The organism is Pectobacterium nicotianae (genome assembly GCF_023272715.1).
In the GTDB taxonomy this organism is placed as follows: Bacteria; Pseudomonadota; Gammaproteobacteria; order Enterobacterales; family Enterobacteriaceae; genus Pectobacterium; species Pectobacterium brasiliense.
In genome coordinates, this window is record NZ_CP096821.1 from 2,239,058 (window position 1) to 2,255,256 (window position 16,199).

Annotated in this window: 16 protein-coding genes; 4 read left to right on the forward strand and 12 right to left on the reverse strand. The window is 50.9% G+C overall.

Going from position 1 to position 16,199, the window contains the following annotated elements; genetic code table 11:
- Nucleotides 1-435 precede the first annotated feature (435 nt).
- From MYB54_RS10125 to rstA, 6 genes are all read right to left on the reverse strand, one after another.
- Entirely contained in the window at nucleotides 436-1,302 is an 867-nt protein-coding gene (locus MYB54_RS10125) for a trypsin-like serine peptidase (protein ID WP_039501246.1), read from the reverse strand.
- Between the two features lie 233 nt (nucleotides 1,303-1,535).
- A complete protein-coding gene (locus MYB54_RS10130) occupies nucleotides 1,536-1,838 on the reverse strand; it encodes a YmdA family protein (protein WP_014915614.1) in 303 nt (100 codons plus the stop codon).
- A gap of 183 nt (nucleotides 1,839-2,021) precedes the next feature.
- Complete coding sequence (gene ydgU, locus MYB54_RS22135) at nucleotides 2,022-2,102, reverse strand: small membrane protein YdgU (protein ID WP_488472513.1); 81 nt, start codon at nucleotides 2,100-2,102, stop codon at nucleotides 2,022-2,024.
- Between the two features lie 140 nt (nucleotides 2,103-2,242).
- On the reverse strand, nucleotides 2,243-2,707 hold the full coding sequence (gene asr / locus MYB54_RS10135) for an acid resistance repetitive basic protein Asr (RefSeq protein WP_014915613.1): 465 nt from the start codon (nucleotides 2,705-2,707) through the stop codon (nucleotides 2,243-2,245).
- Nucleotides 2,708-2,885: 178 nt separating this feature from the next.
- Entirely contained in the window at nucleotides 2,886-4,199 is a 1,314-nt protein-coding gene (rstB, locus tag MYB54_RS10140; RefSeq protein ID WP_248721874.1) for a two-component system sensor histidine kinase RstB, read from the reverse strand.
- Nucleotides 4,196-4,933, reverse strand: a complete 738-nt coding sequence (gene rstA, locus MYB54_RS10145) for a two-component system response regulator RstA (protein ID WP_010276861.1) — start codon at nucleotides 4,931-4,933, stop codon at nucleotides 4,196-4,198. The genes rstB and rstA overlap by 4 nt, the downstream gene beginning before the upstream one ends.
- A gap of 221 nt (nucleotides 4,934-5,154) precedes the next feature.
- Between rstA and MYB54_RS10150 the strand changes: the two genes are divergently transcribed.
- The 3 genes from MYB54_RS10150 to MYB54_RS10160 all read left to right on the forward strand — a co-directional run bounded on the left by MYB54_RS10150 (nucleotide 5,155) and on the right by MYB54_RS10160 (nucleotide 9,054).
- On the forward strand, nucleotides 5,155-6,357 hold the full coding sequence (locus tag MYB54_RS10150) for an immunity 26/phosphotriesterase HocA family protein (RefSeq protein ID WP_248721875.1): 1,203 nt from the start codon (nucleotides 5,155-5,157) through the stop codon (nucleotides 6,355-6,357).
- 327 nt (nucleotides 6,358-6,684) lie between these two features.
- On the forward strand, nucleotides 6,685-8,241 hold the full coding sequence (locus MYB54_RS10155; protein WP_248721876.1) for an EAL domain-containing protein: 1,557 nt from the start codon (nucleotides 6,685-6,687) through the stop codon (nucleotides 8,239-8,241).
- 237 nt (nucleotides 8,242-8,478) lie between these two features.
- Nucleotides 8,479-9,054 (forward strand): YceI family protein, encoded by a 576-nt coding sequence (locus MYB54_RS10160; RefSeq protein WP_205592922.1) that lies wholly within the window; start codon nucleotides 8,479-8,481, stop codon nucleotides 9,052-9,054.
- Nucleotides 9,055-9,102: 48 nt separating this feature from the next.
- Here MYB54_RS10160 and MYB54_RS10165 read toward each other — a convergent pair whose 3' ends face one another.
- The 3 genes from MYB54_RS10165 to folM form a co-directional block, all read right to left on the reverse strand.
- Complete coding sequence (locus MYB54_RS10165) at nucleotides 9,103-9,906, reverse strand: anti-sigma factor family protein (protein WP_248721877.1); 804 nt, start codon at nucleotides 9,904-9,906, stop codon at nucleotides 9,103-9,105.
- Complete coding sequence (locus MYB54_RS10170) at nucleotides 9,903-10,379, reverse strand: sigma-70 family RNA polymerase sigma factor (protein ID WP_248721878.1); 477 nt, start codon at nucleotides 10,377-10,379, stop codon at nucleotides 9,903-9,905. The genes MYB54_RS10165 and MYB54_RS10170 overlap by 4 nt, the downstream gene beginning before the upstream one ends.
- Before the next feature lie 69 nt (nucleotides 10,380-10,448).
- The gene (gene folM / locus MYB54_RS10175) at nucleotides 10,449-11,171 is read right to left on the reverse strand and encodes a dihydromonapterin reductase (protein ID WP_248721879.1); all 723 of its coding nucleotides are present in this window, start codon (nucleotides 11,169-11,171) and stop codon (nucleotides 10,449-10,451) included.
- Between the two features lie 138 nt (nucleotides 11,172-11,309).
- Between folM and MYB54_RS10180 the strand changes: the two genes are divergently transcribed.
- Nucleotides 11,310-11,726, forward strand: coding sequence for a hypothetical protein (locus MYB54_RS10180; protein ID WP_248721880.1), 417 nt, complete (start codon nucleotides 11,310-11,312; stop codon nucleotides 11,724-11,726).
- A gap of 38 nt (nucleotides 11,727-11,764) precedes the next feature.
- Here MYB54_RS10180 and dauA read toward each other — a convergent pair whose 3' ends face one another.
- The 3 genes from dauA to MYB54_RS10195 all read right to left on the reverse strand — a co-directional run bounded on the left by dauA (nucleotide 11,765) and on the right by MYB54_RS10195 (nucleotide 15,863).
- Nucleotides 11,765-13,468 (reverse strand): C4-dicarboxylic acid transporter DauA, encoded by a 1,704-nt coding sequence (dauA, locus tag MYB54_RS10185; RefSeq protein ID WP_248721881.1) that lies wholly within the window; start codon nucleotides 13,466-13,468, stop codon nucleotides 11,765-11,767.
- Between the two features lie 163 nt (nucleotides 13,469-13,631).
- On the reverse strand, nucleotides 13,632-14,732 hold the full coding sequence (chaA, locus tag MYB54_RS10190) for a sodium-potassium/proton antiporter ChaA (protein WP_014915604.1): 1,101 nt from the start codon (nucleotides 14,730-14,732) through the stop codon (nucleotides 13,632-13,634).
- A gap of 327 nt (nucleotides 14,733-15,059) precedes the next feature.
- Nucleotides 15,060-15,863 carry a siderophore-interacting protein gene (locus MYB54_RS10195; RefSeq protein ID WP_248721882.1) on the reverse strand — a complete coding sequence of 268 codons (804 nt, stop codon included), beginning with the start codon at nucleotides 15,861-15,863 and terminating at the stop codon, nucleotides 15,060-15,062.
- Nucleotides 15,864-16,199: the final 336 nt, after the last annotated feature.

Here is a 16,199-nt window from a genome sequence, read left to right on the forward strand (position 1 = left end):
GACAACATCAATTTAATTTAACGGCGACACAATAACATAGAGGCTAAAAATTGAGGTAACTTATTATATCGCCTTTATCTTTCCGTTAAGGTTTAGACGATTTTTTGTCTTAAATCATGTTTTCAGTTTTCAGTGTGCGGTATGGATTTGTGATATTTTCCCGTAAGTTACACGTAGAGATAAACGGTCTGGCTGAGAAAATGCTCTGCAAATAAAAGGGTAATCTAATTATAAAAAATGGCCGTTTCCAGAAGATAAAAATAGCATCCTGATAATTGTTATACCCATGTGGGTTGACCATATGGATGATTAACCTATCTCTCTGATAAGAATAGAACAGATATTTTTTTATACCATGAAATTGGCAGGAAACGGCGGCGTCAGACGGCATCCAGAATAACGATTTCCGCCTGACGGTGTTGGCTCTGCAGGGCGTTAGTATTGTTTTGGTGAGCTTTCTTTTGGTGGACTCGTTTTTGGTGAACTTAGTTTTGCTAACGCTTCTAACTGCTGACGAATGGCGGTAACGGAAACGGCGCGATTATCGGCTCTATCACGTTCACTGGCATCGGGTGCGGAACTTTGGATGCCCATGAGCACCCAGCCTGCTGCTGAATTCAGCATCAGCGGGGAGCCGCTATCGCCAGGCAGCGTGTCGCACTGGTGCGCCATAACGGCAGTGTGAACCCAGCCGGTGATCAAACAGTTTTGATGGCGGTAAAGCGTTTCCTGATGATCCTCTGGGTAACCCGCTTGCGTGACGCGCTGACCGTTGTCCTTCAAGGCCTGCATCAATTCCTGGCGGCTGCCTTGCCAGAGTGGGAGCGGGCGAATGCCCGGTGGTGTTTGCTTTAGCCGGATCAGGGCATAATCCAGCGGTGCTGCTGAAGGGGGAACGATCCACCCCTCGCCGTCGGCTTTCAGTTTTTTAGCGAGCGTTTTATTCGCCAGCGCTTCAATTTCCGTTGTTTCATACCGCCAGCCATTTTCTGTCGCCAGAAAGCGCAGCGCGACGGGTTTATCTATCTCACCCTTCGGTGGCGTAACCACGCAATGCCCAGCCGTCAGCGCCAGATGCGGGGAAATCAATGTCGCGGTACAGAGGTTGCCGCTGGCGGTTTCCAACTGTCCAATCGCTTGCCACGGCCAGACCGCCGTGTCGGGAACGATATCCCGATCGTCATGGTTGAAAAATAAGATTTGCTGCTGCTTCTGCGCGGCGGTGTCCGCCGGTGAGGATTCTGCCCAACTAAGCGGGGCGATAAATGATAATGAACATAACAACCAGGCTGATATGCGCATGCAGTAAATAAACCTTATGAGAAAGTCATTTTGAAGCGCTAAATATAGCGCGTTGAATTAACTATAGATGTATTTGTTAGTGAGGGGCTGGGAATTAAAATGTTATCGAGTGTAAAAGGCATCGCATGACGTCACTGCGCTTATTTCATCTTACCCCAATGCTCAAAACGCGACGCCACGATCTAAAGTGGCGTCGCATTTTCTTATCAGCAGTACTGTGAATGACGCCCGTTTTATTCGTAGCTGACGATCACGATACGTGCATCTGAACTTAACGTTTTCGAACTCACAGAACCAATACCTTGCGGTAAAACAGTGCGCTGTGAGCTGTTTTTCACGTGTAGCGTTTGTACTTCCCCTTGTCGTTCACAGCTGACGCTCACATTATTTGAGCGCGTTGTAACATCACAGACCGGTTCGACGATGGCACCCGAAAAGCGGATGATACCGGACGATGAAGAGGAAGAGGCGAAGGTATACGATGTTGCAGCCAGCGTGCTCAGCAATAGGGCAGATATTTGCAGGGTTCTTTTCATTATACGGTTCTCGGTATTGCCCGGAGTGTAATGATATAAACGGCGCTGAGTGATAAAACTTTACGACTCCACCATCTTTATTTGGCTCGCTGTCTACATTTTTGACGTTTACTGTTTTTGACGTTCAATAACCTTATGATTAATAGCGGTGCGATTAATCACTGCGTGATGCAGCCCCTGCGACTAGAGAAAAAAACTCAGGGTAATAAGGCCACAGAGCAGAACGAGGGATAACATAATTTCAAATGAGTAACGCCGCATCATTTTCCCGTCCCCCCATGAAATAAACACCCGGTAAACCGGGTGTTTGATGATTGTTCTACGGCAAGCCCTTAGAGATAGGTTTCAAATAGGGCTAACCGAAAGTGACGCCTTCCCCGTGGGGAAGGCGTGGTGCTTACCGATTACGCTGCTGGCGTAGTGGTCGCTGGTTTTGCATGTTTAGCTTTCTTCACGTGTTTTTTAGCGGCCTGTGCTTTCTGAGCAGGGGCGGGTTTAGCTTTCTTCACGTGTTTTTTGGCAGCCTGTGCTTTCTGAGCAGGAGCCGGTTTAGCTTTCTTCACGTGCTTTTTAGCAGCCTGTGCTTTCTGAGCTGGGGCTGGCTTGGCTTTCTTCACGTGTTTTTTAGCGGCCTGCGCTTTCTGAGCTGGGGCTGGCTTGGCTTTCTTCACATGTTTTTTAGCGGCCTGCGCTTTCTGAGCAGGGGCTGGTTGAGCTTTCTTCACCTGTTTTTTATGGTGAGCGGCTTTAGCCGGAGCGGAAGTGGTCGCCGTAGGCTGAGCTGGTGCGCTGGTTACGGTATCCGCGGCAAACGCTACAGAGGACAGACCCAGTGCCGCACCTGCGATCATAACTAATACTTTATTCATCATCATTTCCTCGTTGTCTCATTCACGTTTCGTAGCCCTCAGTTGGGCTGGTAGAGAGAGAATAGGAGAAACAGAGGGCGGCTTCAGTGAGTGATTGGTTTCGGCGTGTAACCTAATGTACAAGCCAGAAAAAGTGGGAAAGACAGAGGGAAACGGCGGGGTTACCGCCGTCTCGGTGCTAGTGCTGAATGGCGATGGCGGCCTGCGTTGTTGCGGTTTTTACTGGCCAGCAAAAACGGAAACGGGCTCCGCCGAGCGGGCTGTCATCCACGGTAATGCTGCCGTCGTAAGCCCGGGCGATAGCATGAACAATCGCCAGCCCCAGCCCACATCCGCCGCTGCTGTTCTCGATACCCGCTTCCAGACGGACAAACGGTTCAAACACGCTTTCCCGGCTGTCGGGCGGAATACCGGGGCCGTCATCTTCGACTTGCAGACACGCGATATGCTCGGCGTCGGATGTCAGGCTGATATGCAATCGGCTGTGGCAGAAGCGTAATCCATTGCCGATCAGGTTATTCAGCACTCGCTCCATCAGGCGTAAATCGAGCGCCCCAATCTGTGCCGAATGGGGCATGTCCAACGAGATGTGTTTGTCAGGATGGATCAGGCGAAAATCATCAACTTTTGCCTGTAGCCACGAAGGAATATCAATATCTGCAAGATGCAGCGTCACTTGCGGGCGGTCGAGTCTGGCATACGTCAGCAGCTCGTCAATCAGCGCTTCGAGTTGACCAATATCTCGGTTTAACGCCTGCTGCTCGTCTTCTGTCAGATTGTCGCTCATCGCCAGCCGATAGCGCAGCCTGACCAGCGGCGTACGCAGTTCGTGCGCAATATTGTCAATCAGCTGCTTTTTGCTGTTGATGAGCTGGTTCAGGTTATCCGCCATGCGGTTGAAGGCGACGCCAAGCCGGTACAGGCTTGAGGTGCTATCGAAGTGAATGCGCTCCTCCAGATGACCATCCCCGAGGCGCTGTGCGGCATTCTCCAGTTTTAGCATGGCCTGCCAGTGTGGCCGCATCCATAGGAAAACCGGCAGCGCCAGCGACAGCCCTATGAGCATCACCAGCAGTAAATCCAGCAATCGCATTTCATGCAGGAAGAACAAATAAGGGATAGGGCCGACGGCAAGAACATAGTGGCTGCGGGGAATGCGTTGGATAAACGTGTATTCATCATCCAGCGCGATAATTTCTCCCTGATTCAGACGCTGCCGATTCTTGGGGCTCAGCGCATATTTGCTCACCGGTTCGATGTGCAGTTTGAATGACAGGTTTAAATCGAGCTGGCTGATGGTTTTATGCCACTCGCGGGGCGGAATCGCGCGCAGTTCATTACGAATGAGATACAGCGAGCTTTTCATCAGGTCATCCATGGACTGACGTCCGGCGCGTTCGGCCGTGACTTTATAGACCAGCCCGACCAGAAGTGTCATGACGACAAAGCAGGCGAATAGCAATAGAAAAAACTGGACGAACAGCTTTCTCATAGCGTGACGCTCTCCCAGGTATTGGGGGCAAACAGATAGCCTTTGTTGCGCACCGTTTTGATACGGAACGGCTCCAGCGGGTTGTCGTACAGTTTCTTACGCAGGCGGGAAATCGCGACGTCAATGCTGCGATCCATGCCGTCATAGGTCACGCCGCGCAGATTTTTCAGCAGCGCATCCCGATCCATAATGTGACCAGCATGAGTCGCCAACTGCCAGAGCAGATCGAAATCTGCGGTGGATAATACAATGTGTTCTTGCCCTAATGTCACTTCCCGATTGACCGGATCGATGCAGAGCAGGCCGAAGTGCAGTGATTTGTGCACCTGTAACGCGGCGGGCGCAGCGTTTTCCGTCACGGCCTGTGGTGCCGCAGCGTATTGCCGCAAATGCAGGCGCAGACGGGCGAGCAACACGGCGGGTGGTGTGGTTTTCAGAATGTAATCATCGGCACCCATTTCCAGCGCCAGAATATGATTCATGTCGCTGTCCAGCGAGGTCAGCAGCACAATCGGGCCGCTGTACTGTGGTCGCAACTCTCGACAGATGGTCATGCCGTCTTTGCCGGGCAGCATGATGTCCAACAGCACAAGGTCGGGCTGCTGCTGTTCAATAAAGGCCAATGCCTGATCGCCCCGTGCTTCAACCTGAACATCAATGTCATGCTTGCCGAGGTAAGCGGCGATTAATTTTCCCACCTCGGTATCATCTTCTATAAAAACAATCTTATGCATGGTATCTACGTTATCCCCAACTCACTGTTGATAGCATAGCCTGATGATAGGCGATAAACGAGAAATGAAGCGTAAATGGGTGTTAAGTGTTTGTTTATTTGCCCAAGTTAGATACGCTGCGGGGCGTGCTTTTTTTAGGCGATATCGCACCTGACTCTCGGCGTTTACCGAGATCAGCCACGACATAATGACCGATTATTCCACAGGGAACCGCGCTGAAGATGAAACCGATTGACCAGATAAATAGCTGGATGCAGGAAGCCTTACGCCCTTATTTCGGGCTGGAACCGCTCTCGTCTGAATGGGATATTTTAACCGTACGTGACGGCTATTTTATCTGCTTCGACGGCGACACGATCCGTAAGCGCATTACCGCCACCGAGTTAAATTATCAGGAAGAAGACGTCATTATTCACACACGCGGACGTGACGTTATTCTGCCGAGAACCGCGCGCGGTAAAGAAAAGAAGCTGACGTACACCAGCGTTTCCAGCGTGATGGCCGATGGCATTGTGTTTTCTGCGGGCGTCAGAACGCTGAATTCGGGAAGCTACGGTTACATCAATGCCAGCAATTACCGCAACTCAATCGGACTACCGTTGCCGGAATGCCGCCATTTGACCAGCAAAGCAGAGATTGTCGACTGGCTGTACGCTTATCGTGAACGGTTACCGTCTGATTATGCGCACAAGCTGGAACGGCTGATGAGTATGAAAAATCAGCAGCATAAAACGGTTCCGGGCGATATCTTTCGGGTCGAAATAGACTTGCATACCGATGGGTATGTTTTGGTGATTGGTAACCTGCGTCAGATGCAAAAGGACGGGCTGTTTGCGGAACACAGCGTCTGGAATGATGTGATGACGATGCCGCTGTTTGTTCGACCTTATCTTCTTCGCACAACCGAGCGTAATCTCCCGCTGTCGGAGATTGTGGCATCGTCCTTGTCTGAAAAGTGCTGGATTGTTATGGATAACTCGTTTCTGCGCGGTAACTATGAGTATGTGGGATCGAAAACGTTGTCGGAAGAGGACATTCTGTTCCCCGTTGGCTATGGCCCAAGCATCAGCGCACAGAAAAGCGACTATCGTCTGTCGTGGGGGCCTTGTTCGATCAATAAAGCCAGTCAGGATACCGCTTTTAAAGCCGGGCGTAGCTATATGAACAATGGAGCCTATAGTGGCGTATCAGCCGAATGCTTCGCGGATAAAGGCTTCCCTGGCTACGATAAAACGCTGCACAACCCGGAACATCGTGACGCGTGGGAACAGGCACTGGCCGAGTTTGGTTTTCCACCGGATACGACCTACGATGCGTTTGCCCAGCGTACTGGCGGCCTGACGCGTGCGGCCTACCTGAGGTATGTTGCCAGCAATAAAGCGTACCAGCGTAAGGTGCGAGTGAAGAAAAAAGAGACGAAATAAGACCAGCCATCTCGTTGCACGTGCTTTCAGGCACGTGCAGGCCGGTGGACTGCGGCGGGGCAATAATTATCGCTAATAATGTATATGAAATGCATTAATGTGTGACTGATTGGTTATTTCTTTATGTAATCAAATGGTTACTCACATAGTTTTTAAATCGATATTGCTTAATAAAACGGAGCTGATTTATTAACCGAAGTGAATTATAAAAACGTGCTAATTTTAACTGTATGTTTTTGAAAGAACTGGACACGAAAATTTCATCTGGTTACTATCGCTGGCCTGGATTTAAATGCGCTTTTAAGCATTAACTGACATTGGATCGCGATGCGTTTTTCAGGATTTAAAAAGATAACAACAGCCATTTTCATGATGGTTGTTATCTCATTTTCTTTTTTATTTTCATTAAATGAATTATTGGTTAATCATCAGGAAAGCAAATTAACATTGCGCTCTGAAAAGTTACGCTTTCAGGCTGAAATGTTAGCGGAACAGGCGCTGTCTGCGTTGGGTGATATTAACGCTATTGATGATGATATTTGCTCGCCAAGCTACATTGAAAAATTAAGAATGATAAGGTGGCGTCATCTCAATATTGAAGATGTTGCTTCTTTAAAAGAAAATCGTATTTATTGCAGTGCCTTTTGGGGGGGAGTGAATCCTCCTCTGCATATTACTGTGATAAATGAACCGGGAAATAATAAACCAGCATTGATTGAAGTGAAAAACAATAGTAATACGCTGTATAACAATATCGGTCTCTATCAAGATCATGCTGCGGTGTTTGTCGCGCGGGGAACCTATGAAGGTATATTGAATTCGGTCACTGATGGATATTTCTTTATGACATCAGCGGATAAATCGCAAAAGTATTTTGAATCGAATTCGAAGGAATATATTGCTTCGGGTAATCCGTTACTGAGTAAACTATTTACCGCCAACACCAGCCTTTGTAGTCCCCAATGGCAGTTTTGCGTGATGGCTCAAAATGCACGCAGCGGGCTGTTGTCGTTCACACCGGGTCTCCTGTCTTTTGTCACGGTGGTTGCATTGATGCTGGGTGGGTTCCTGACTTTCTTCTGTTTAAATATTGTCGATAAAAGACAATCGCTGAAATCCCGTTTGAAGAAATCCATCAAGAGAGGGGATGTTTTTCTTGAATATCAACCGATGGTGAGCGCTATCGATGGGAAAATAGCCGGTATTGAGGCGCTAGTCAGATGGCGTGATAGCATACATGGCTCTGTTTCTCCCGACGTCTTTATAAAGATTTCAGAAAAAATCGGCTTTTACTCAAAAATATCTGATTTTGTAATACAACACTCAGTGAGAGAGATGGCCGCTGTTCTCAATAAAAACAGGAAGCTGACGCTATCTATAAATATCACCGATCATGAGATTAGCGATCGGGCTTTCATGGACCGATTGATTAAGGTGTGTGATTTCTATGGTGTTGAGCCAGCTCAGATAAAGTTGGAAATATCAGAGCGCTGCCAGCTATCGCAAAAGGAAATTCAGCTTTTTGCCGAGCGTGTGGCAAAAATGAATATCAAACTGGCGATTGATGATTTTGGCGTGGCGAATTCGAACTTAGCATGGCTTACCGGTTTCAGATTTGATGAAGTTAAACTTGACGGTTCGTTAATGAAAAATCTGGACAACAAGAATAAAGAAAAGATATTGCATGCAATCTGCTCGCTCATTAAAGATATGGGAAAAGACATTGTTTTTGAAGGCGTTGAAGATGCTGAACAATTAACGATTGCCAGAGAAATTGACGCAGATTGCTTAATTCAGGGGTGGTTTTTTTATCGCTCACTGTCAGCAAAAAATATTGAAAGCCTGTTAATCACTCAGGAAAAAAATCACGCAGTGTGCCCCTGATGTTTATGCTTGTCCCCCTCACGTTAAGCGCATTAACTTAACGGCCGCGCAAGATGCAAGAAAAGAAGACATGGCGTGAAATACCGCGCCATGTCTTTGTGGCGGCGCTTTAACGCAAAGCCTGCCCACCCTCAACGCTCGATGTTTTCTCAGCATTGATAAAAATAATGAAAATTGGCCGAATAAATTCGTTCGTTGGTGCGTTTACACGTTGTCTACTTTTAGGAGAACCCTGTTATGACGCGCATCGTTCCCGTTTTGGCCGCCGGGCTGCTCATCAGCCCACTGTTGCACGCTATGCCTCTCAACTACACCATTGCCACGGATAAAACCGCCATTGCGCTTTCATGGCAAGCATTCGGTCACCTTTCACAGGCTTCTCTCGACGGCGTGACGGGAAACATCACACTGGATGCTGAAAAGGAAATAAACGACCGTATTGATGTGAAAATCCCTATCACGACGTTGCAGGCTTCCAATGGCCTGCTGACTTACCAGTTAAAAAGCAGCCTGTTTTTTGATGCCGAACACTATCCTGATATCACGTTCACCAGCAGCAGGGTGGTGGCGCTAGGTCATGGCCATTTTCGGGTTTTTGGTTCACTGTCGGTAAAAAATATTCAACGCCCCGTTATTCTGGACGCCACGCTTGAAGAACATGGCGGAAACGTATCTGGCGAAGAGGCGTTGTCTCTCCATGCCACCACGGCGATTTCTCGCTCGGCCTTTAATATGGATCGCTTTACCGGGGTGGTGGACGACCGCGTGGCAATCAGTATTGATATCCAGACGAAAGCGCGACACACCGCATAAACGTTTCCCGCCACTCTGGGAATCAGCGAGTGGCGGGAGCGTCAATGGCTAGGTCAGAGAGGTTTGCAGTCTGAGCGCGCTTTCAGTCAGTTGCGGTACAGGATTACGGCCAATTAATACGAACTGATAGCCACGATCGTGCCACCAGACGACATGCATATCATGGCGTTGTTCATTGTTAAGCGCAGAAGCGCTTTCTCCCCGATCGGGAGAAATGCACAACGCCATGGGGCCATACTCGGTGTGCATCCAGGCAATCTGTGCAATGGCGGTGCTATCGTAGCGCAGCATACGCACTATTTTCAGATCCGCGCCTTGAAGCGTCAGTTGCCGTTCATTGAGCTGCAGCCCAATTTCTTGAGTGGCCCGAGACAGCCCGCGCTGTAAGGTGGGTAAGGAACTGTCTGCATCAAGCAGGGTTTCGGTGCTGTACAGTGACATGTACTGCGCTTCAAGATCGCGAATTTTCTCACTGTCGTTGCGAATAATCGAAACAGAACGGGCAAGGTAGCCTAGTCCAGAGCCAATCACCAAAAAACTGAGTGAGGCAGCAATGAGCGAGCGGCGACTGACACCGGCATGCGATGGCGGTTCTACAGACGCCGGATGTGTTGCTAGCAGTTCCTCAAGCCGGGCCTGCATTTTTGCCTGAGGCGCTTTGTTGAGTAACGGCGCGAAGGCCTCTTCAAAATCGAGATGGCTTTTCATCAGCTCGGCGGTGCGCTCGGCAAGTGGCACATCGCTCTCCAGCTGTGTCGTGAATTGTTGCGCATCGTCGTCATCCATCTCACCATCCAACCAGGCAACGATGGCTTCATCACTGTAGGGGGGCGTAAAACGCATAGGTTTCAAGACCGTTTCTCCTTTGCCGCGGGCAGAGCATCAACTGATTTTGCCAGCGTATTTCGTGCGGTGGCCAGTCGGCTCATAATGGTGCCGATGGGGACCGATAGCGTGTCTGCTGCCTCCTGATAGGTAAATCCTTCGATATAAACTAAAAATACGGTGTTGCGCTGCGCTTCTGGCAAGGCGCTAACGCGCTGCATTATTTTCTGGTAATGCCGAGAATCATCATTCCTCTCTCGGGTATCTGGGGCCAATAGGGCTTCGCTTTCGACAAAACCTTGTCCCAGACGCACGCGGCGTGCACGCAGTTCGGAAATCCATATCGAGTGGAGAATGGAGAACAGCCATTTGTCGAAGCGAGTGCCCGGTGTAAATTGCCCGCTTTTTTCAAGGGCGCGAACACAGGTGGACTGGACTAACTCCTCGGCAACTTCGTGGCTGCGCGACAGCACCAGTCCATAGCGCCACAGGCGCGTCAAATGAGCAGTAAGCTGCTGGCGAACGTCGCTGGTAGTGATGGGTTTATCCTCACATTGATACTCAGGGAATTAACGCAAAGCCCGTCCACCATCAACGCCTAGCGTTTTCCCGGTGACGTAACGGCTGCTGAGCAGGTAATCCACCAGTCGGACAATTTCTTCTTCACCGGGGGCAATTTTCATCAATGACTTTTCCAGCGCCTGCTGACGATAGGAATCGTCATCCTTTTCATTAAACAGGATTAGGCCGGGGGCGATCGCGTTGACTTTCACCTCTGGTGCCAGCTTGCGGGCAAACGACCGCGTCATATTATCCAGTGCCGCTTTGCTGGCGGCATAGGCAATATGTTTATCGCTGCCTTTTTCTACCACGTAATCCGTCATATGAATGATATCTGCCCCCGCGATGCCTTGCCCACGCAGGCAGGGTTCCAGCAGTTGGTTGAGTAAATAGGGCGTATAGACATGGATTTGCAGCATATCGGCCAGCGTTTTTTCTGGTGGTGTGGTGGGGCTTTCAGGTTCCCAGCGGCTGGCATTGTGAATAATGGCGCGCAGCCGCGGTGTGAGCGACTGGATTTGCTCCGCAAACGCATAGATGTTTTCCGTGGTGGAAAAATCGGCGGTCAGACAAACGGCGCCATCTTTCTGTAGCGTCTCTAGCTCAGGATAAGGTGTGCGATAGCTGATGATGACCGGAGTCGACTGGGCCAGAAACGAACGCGCCAGCGCCAGCCCAATACGCCGTGCGCCGCCGGTAATTAACACGGGAGCAGAAGAAAAAGTTGTCACAATTAGGTCTCCTCAACACGCTAGTCAAAAGGGGGCGAAGCGTGACAATATACCTGAATTAACCATCATATTGTTTACGGTTTTATACCCGTCAGGGTAGTGTGCGGCAAACCACTGGCGAAGAGGAGAAAAGGGAATATGGAAAAGTCCCCTGAGTCTACAAGTTCCAGTGAACCACTCTGTCTGGACTACACGGATTATTTAGCGGCATTGTGCAAGAAGCGTTGGCGTTTCGTGGATGCGATGTATGGCGTGATGCCGATTTTTGGCATGGTAACCAAGATGGCATCGGCTCGGCAGAGTGCGCCGAAAGAGCGGCTGAAGGGACTGGCGCTACAGGTGCTTTCTACGCAGGTGAGTGACGAAACCAACATCATCAGGCTGATTACGCTGGCACGCCAGCAAGGTCTGACCGCGTTTGATATCCAACTGCCTTATTCGCTGACGAACGAGCAACTGAGCGCCATTAGCCGCGAATGTGACGACTCGCTGGATTTAACGCTGCGGGACGAACGCCTGTCCGTCCGATTTAAGATGCCAGCCGTGCAGCATTAGCACGGCGTGGCCCACATCCTATTTCTATTCTGTTTCCGCTACGCTGAGCGCACCGTCGTCGCCTCAATCGCCTGTGCGAGTGAACCGTAGAAGCTGAGCCGTCCTTCGATCGGATGAACCTTCGCCCGCGCCAGCGTTTTTAACGGCTGGAAGGGAATATCGGTGATGATGAGCTGTTTACCTTCAGGCAGCGTTTCACTAAAGCGCAGGAACGCATTGAGTCCGCCAGCATCCAGCACTGGCACCGCATCCCACTGTAAGATGATATTTTGATAGCCTTCGCTGCGTACGGTCAGATCGTTGAAGATGCGTTCCGCCGCAGCGAAGAACAGCGGCCCGTTAACGCGCAGTACCAGATGATCCGGGATTTTGGTGTCCGGCAGTTCGCTCAGACGGGTCATCTGCGCGATGCGACGCATGAAGAGTAGGGATGCCAGTACGATACCGACAGTAATCGCGATCACCATATCGAACAGCACGGTCAGCGACATACAGAGCAGCATCACGATAATGTCGTCTTTCGGTCCGTGGCGCAGCAAATCCACCACCTTGTGCGCTTCACTCATGTTCCAGGCGACGATCAGCAGCAGCGATGCCATTGCTGCCAGCGGCAGATAAGACAGCCACGGCGCAAGGATCAGCAGCGCCAGTAACACCAGAAGCGCATGGATCACGGCGGAGATCGGCGAGTTTGCCCCCGCGCGCACGTTAGCGGCGGAGCGGGCAATCGCGGCGGTCGCGGTAATGCCGCCAAAGAAGGGCGCGATGATGTTACCGAAGCCCTGACCCATCAGCTCCGCATTAGAATTGTGTTTTTTGCCCGTCATGCCGTCCAGCACGACGGCGCACAGCAGCGACTCAATCGCCCCCAGCATCGCCATAGAGAACGCCGCAGGCAGCAGGGCGGAAATACTTTGCCAATCCAGCGTCATTGTCTTTCCATCGGGCGACGGAATATCCCACGGCAAAACGAGCTGTGGCAGGATAGGCGGAATCCCTTGCCCCTGCGAACCGTCTGCCAGCATATAGCTGAATCGGGAACCGATGGTGGCCACGTTTTCACCGAGCAGTGACATGATCCCCATCACCGCGACACCCGCCAGCAGCGCAGGTAAGTGACCGGGCAGGCGAATACCGAGTCTGGGCCAGACGATGAGAACCAAAAGCGTCGTTGCGCCAATCAGCGTATCAGCAAGATGCAGGGTCGGCAGCGATTGCGCCAGCGCCGCCACTTTTTCGACGTAATGCTCGGGGACTACCGCCATCTGCAAGCCGAAGAAATCCTTGATTTGCATGGTACCGATGGTGATAGCGATCCCGGAGGTGAACCCCAGCGTCACGGAAAGCGGAATATATTCAATCAGACGGCCGAAGCGGCAGAGCCCCATCAGCAGCAGAAATACGCCGGACAGTAAGGTGGCAACCAGCAGACCGGATAACCCGAACTGTTGCGACACCGGATACAAAATGACGACGAAGGCGGCCGTCGGGCCTGAGACACTGTAGCGTGAGCCGCCGCTGACGGCGATGACAATCCCGGCAATGGCTGACGTATACAGTCCGTATTGCGGAGGAACGCCGCTGGCAATAGCCAGTGCCATCGCCAGCGGTATGGCGATGATGCCGACGGTCACGCCAGCGATAATGTCGTGGGTAAAACGTTGCAGCGTATATTTTTCGCGCCAGCACGAGTCAATTAGCGCGCTGAACGGCCTGACACCGTTAATTCCGTGCGTTTTCATCTAAGCAGAAACCAAAGTAAGGAAGTAAATCAATATGGCGGGCCTGCCGGTCCGTCGACGACAGCCTTACGATACGCCGGACGCGCTCAGAAGATCCAGATATACATCAAGAGAAGTGCAGTCTTGCGGGGCCGACGCGGCGAAAACCGCGTCGGCAGAGGGGTTACAGCGTGATGGTGATCAGATAGGCGGCAAAGAGCGCCAGATGTGCGCTGCCGCTCAATACGTTGGTTCTACCGGTGGAGAACGTAATGTGGCACAGCACCAGTACCGACAGCATCACGACAATGTGCGGCATATCCAGACCGAAGTTCAGCGTGCGGCCGGTCAGCATGGCGATAATCGTGACGGTAGGAACCGTCAGTGAAATGGTTGCCAGCACGGAACCGAAAAACAGGTTCATGGCGCGTTGTACCTGATTTTTCAAGACCGCGCGGATCGCTCCCAGCCCTTCAGGAGAGAGGATTAACAGCGCGACCAGGAAGCCCGTAAACTGCGTCGGTGCGTTCATTTCGGTCAGCAGCGTTTCCAGCGGCATGGAGTTTGTTTTCGTTACCGCGATAACGGCAATCAGGTGAACCAGCAGCCAGGCAGTGTGCCACAGGGAACTGTGCGCGGACGGTTTACCATGGTGCGGATCGTCACCGTCGCCTTCGTCTTCATGCTCATATACAAACAGACTCTGGTGCGTACGTGTTTGAATCAACAGGAAAACGCCGTACATCGCCGCAGAAATAGCGGCAATAATCAGCGATTGCGCTACGCTAAAATTACCACCGGGTAAGGCGCTGGGGAAAACCAGCACAATCACAGCCAATGGGAAGATCGCCATCAGGTACTGCTTGATGCCGCTGAGGTTGACGTACTGTGTGGCGAATTTACGGCCACCGAGTAAGAGGGCAAAACCGACCAGACCACCGGTGACAATCACGATAATGGAATAGAGGGTGTCACGCATCAGGTCCGGGCCAGCGTCACCGGTTGCCATTAGCGCCGAAATCAGGCTGACTTCCAGAATGACGACGGACAGGCTGAGGATCAATGAACCGTAGGGTTCACCCAGACGGTGTGCGAGCACGTCAGCGTGACGTACTACGCTAAAGGCGCTGAACAGTATCCCGGCTAGCGCGATGGCGTTGATGCCGAGAATGGCGACAAAATTTTGCGAAGTGCCCCACATGTAGAGCACGGCCAGCGCAATAACAGGGAAAATGAGCGAGTATTCATGATGGCGAGTTTTGACCACCTCAGCATGAGACTTCATTGCGGGAGTTCTCCTTATCCAGAGGAATGATACGGCAAAATATCCCCGTCATATTTCAAACCAGCATACTGGCCGCTCGAACTATTTAGGGCATAAAGCGATTTATTGTGCTCGTAAGCCCTTTATTAAGGACGTAGAACAACGATAAACAGCAAAAGGTTACTAAAAAGTAGTTATAACGTAATAAAACGAACAATATGATAACAGATTGTCGTGTCAGTGCGGGAAGTTTTACGGATTTTTACGCTTTGCGCTTAAATTTAAGTGAAAAGGGAGAATCTGCGTGTCTTCTCCCTATCATGATAATATCAAATGTATTTTTTGTGGTTATTCGTCAGGATTATCCATAATATCGTGACGTTTATGATGATAATCCTCTTCATTTAGTCCTTCTCGCCAATAAGGCACGGCATACATCTGATTTCGCTCACACCCGAGTTCGCGACGCACGTGGCGACGAAGCTGAACCACGATGCGATCCTCACCCGCTAACCAGTAAAACGCATTTTCAGCCGACGGAAGTGCCTGAAACTGCTGCAATAATGCATCGGTCACGTCCGTTCCGCCGATAATCCAGTGCAGCTGAAGCTGTGCTGGTTTCGCGATATCAAGTTTATCAGCCTCGCTGTCGACACGGATGACCGCATGCCCGATTGCGTCATCAGGCAGATTCTCCAGCAGCGCCATGAGCGCGGGGAACGATGACGGGTCAGCGGCCAGATAATAAGCGGCTGCTGGTGGCAGCATCGGTAGCGGGCCTCCGGGTTGTGAAATACCGACCCAGTCGCCGGGCTTGGCCTGACGGGCAAAGGTGACGGCAGGCCCGGCGTGCTCATGCAGCGCGAAAACCATATCCAGCTCCGCATCCTCCGGGCGCACCGCGCGGACGCTATAGGTGCGAACGATGGGGCGGGCTTCGCCCTCTGGCCAGATCGGGCCGCGTTCGCCAATCACGGGCAGAGCCGGTTTTTGCTGTCCAGCCTGAGGCAAAAAGAGCTTGATGTGTGCACCGTATCGCTCGGTCGGATAATCGCGTAGCGCGTCATGATGGAAAGTAATGCAGCGTAAATGAGGGGAAATATCGTGGATGTGTTTAACCTGAACTAAAACAGGCTGACGCGGCGTTGCCATTTAGTGTCTCCGTGGATAGTCGATTCCAAATTAAGGATGATAATAACACGAGATGATAATTATTATCATTTGATGTCTGCCCGTTATTATTCTTGTCGCCGCCGATACGTTTCATTGGAGCCGAGAGCTTTCACGTCAAGCGTACGACAGGCTCCTGACGTCACAAAAATGAGGTTTGTATCAGGAAAACATCAAGTCTAGCGGCGTGTTGCCGATTAAGTTGATACAAAAGCGGAATTTTGCGTGAGTGAAACATTATCACGAACTTTTTCTGTTTTTGTGACTAGTATCAAACTTGATTGCAAAGCCATAAATGAATAACCTCAAGATCCATAG

Bases quoted from the DNA above. Each gene is read 5' to 3' on its own strand.
- MYB54_RS10160 (WP_205592922.1), top strand. From the start codon at position 8,479: ATGACGCGCATCGTTCCCGTTTTGGCCGCCGGGCTGCTCATCAGCCCA.
- MYB54_RS10180 (WP_248721880.1), top strand. From the start codon at position 11,310: ATGGAAAAGTCCCCTGAGTCTACAAGTTCCAGTGAACCACTCTGTCTG.
- asr (WP_014915613.1), bottom strand. From the start codon at position 2,707: ATGAATAAAGTATTAGTTATGATCGCAGGTGCGGCACTGGGTCTGTCC.
- ydgU (WP_488472513.1), bottom strand. From the start codon at position 2,102: ATGATGCGGCGTTACTCATTTGAAATTATGTTATCCCTCGTTCTGCTC.
- MYB54_RS10155 (WP_248721876.1), top strand. From the start codon at position 6,685: ATGCGTTTTTCAGGATTTAAAAAGATAACAACAGCCATTTTCATGATG.
- MYB54_RS10130 (WP_014915614.1), bottom strand. From the start codon at position 1,838: ATGAAAAGAACCCTGCAAATATCTGCCCTATTGCTGAGCACGCTGGCT.
- MYB54_RS10125 (WP_039501246.1), bottom strand. From the start codon at position 1,302: ATGCGCATATCAGCCTGGTTGTTATGTTCATTATCATTTATCGCCCCG.
- dauA (WP_248721881.1), bottom strand. From the start codon at position 13,468: ATGAAAACGCACGGAATTAACGGTGTCAGGCCGTTCAGCGCGCTAATT.
- rstA (WP_010276861.1), bottom strand. From the start codon at position 4,933: ATGCATAAGATTGTTTTTATAGAAGATGATACCGAGGTGGGAAAATTA.
- MYB54_RS10150 (WP_248721875.1), top strand. From the start codon at position 5,155: ATGAAACCGATTGACCAGATAAATAGCTGGATGCAGGAAGCCTTACGC.
- chaA (WP_014915604.1), bottom strand. From the start codon at position 14,732: ATGAAGTCTCATGCTGAGGTGGTCAAAACTCGCCATCATGAATACTCG.
- rstB (WP_248721874.1), bottom strand. From the start codon at position 4,199: ATGAGAAAGCTGTTCGTCCAGTTTTTTCTATTGCTATTCGCCTGCTTT.
- MYB54_RS10195 (WP_248721882.1), bottom strand. From the start codon at position 15,863: ATGGCAACGCCGCGTCAGCCTGTTTTAGTTCAGGTTAAACACATCCAC.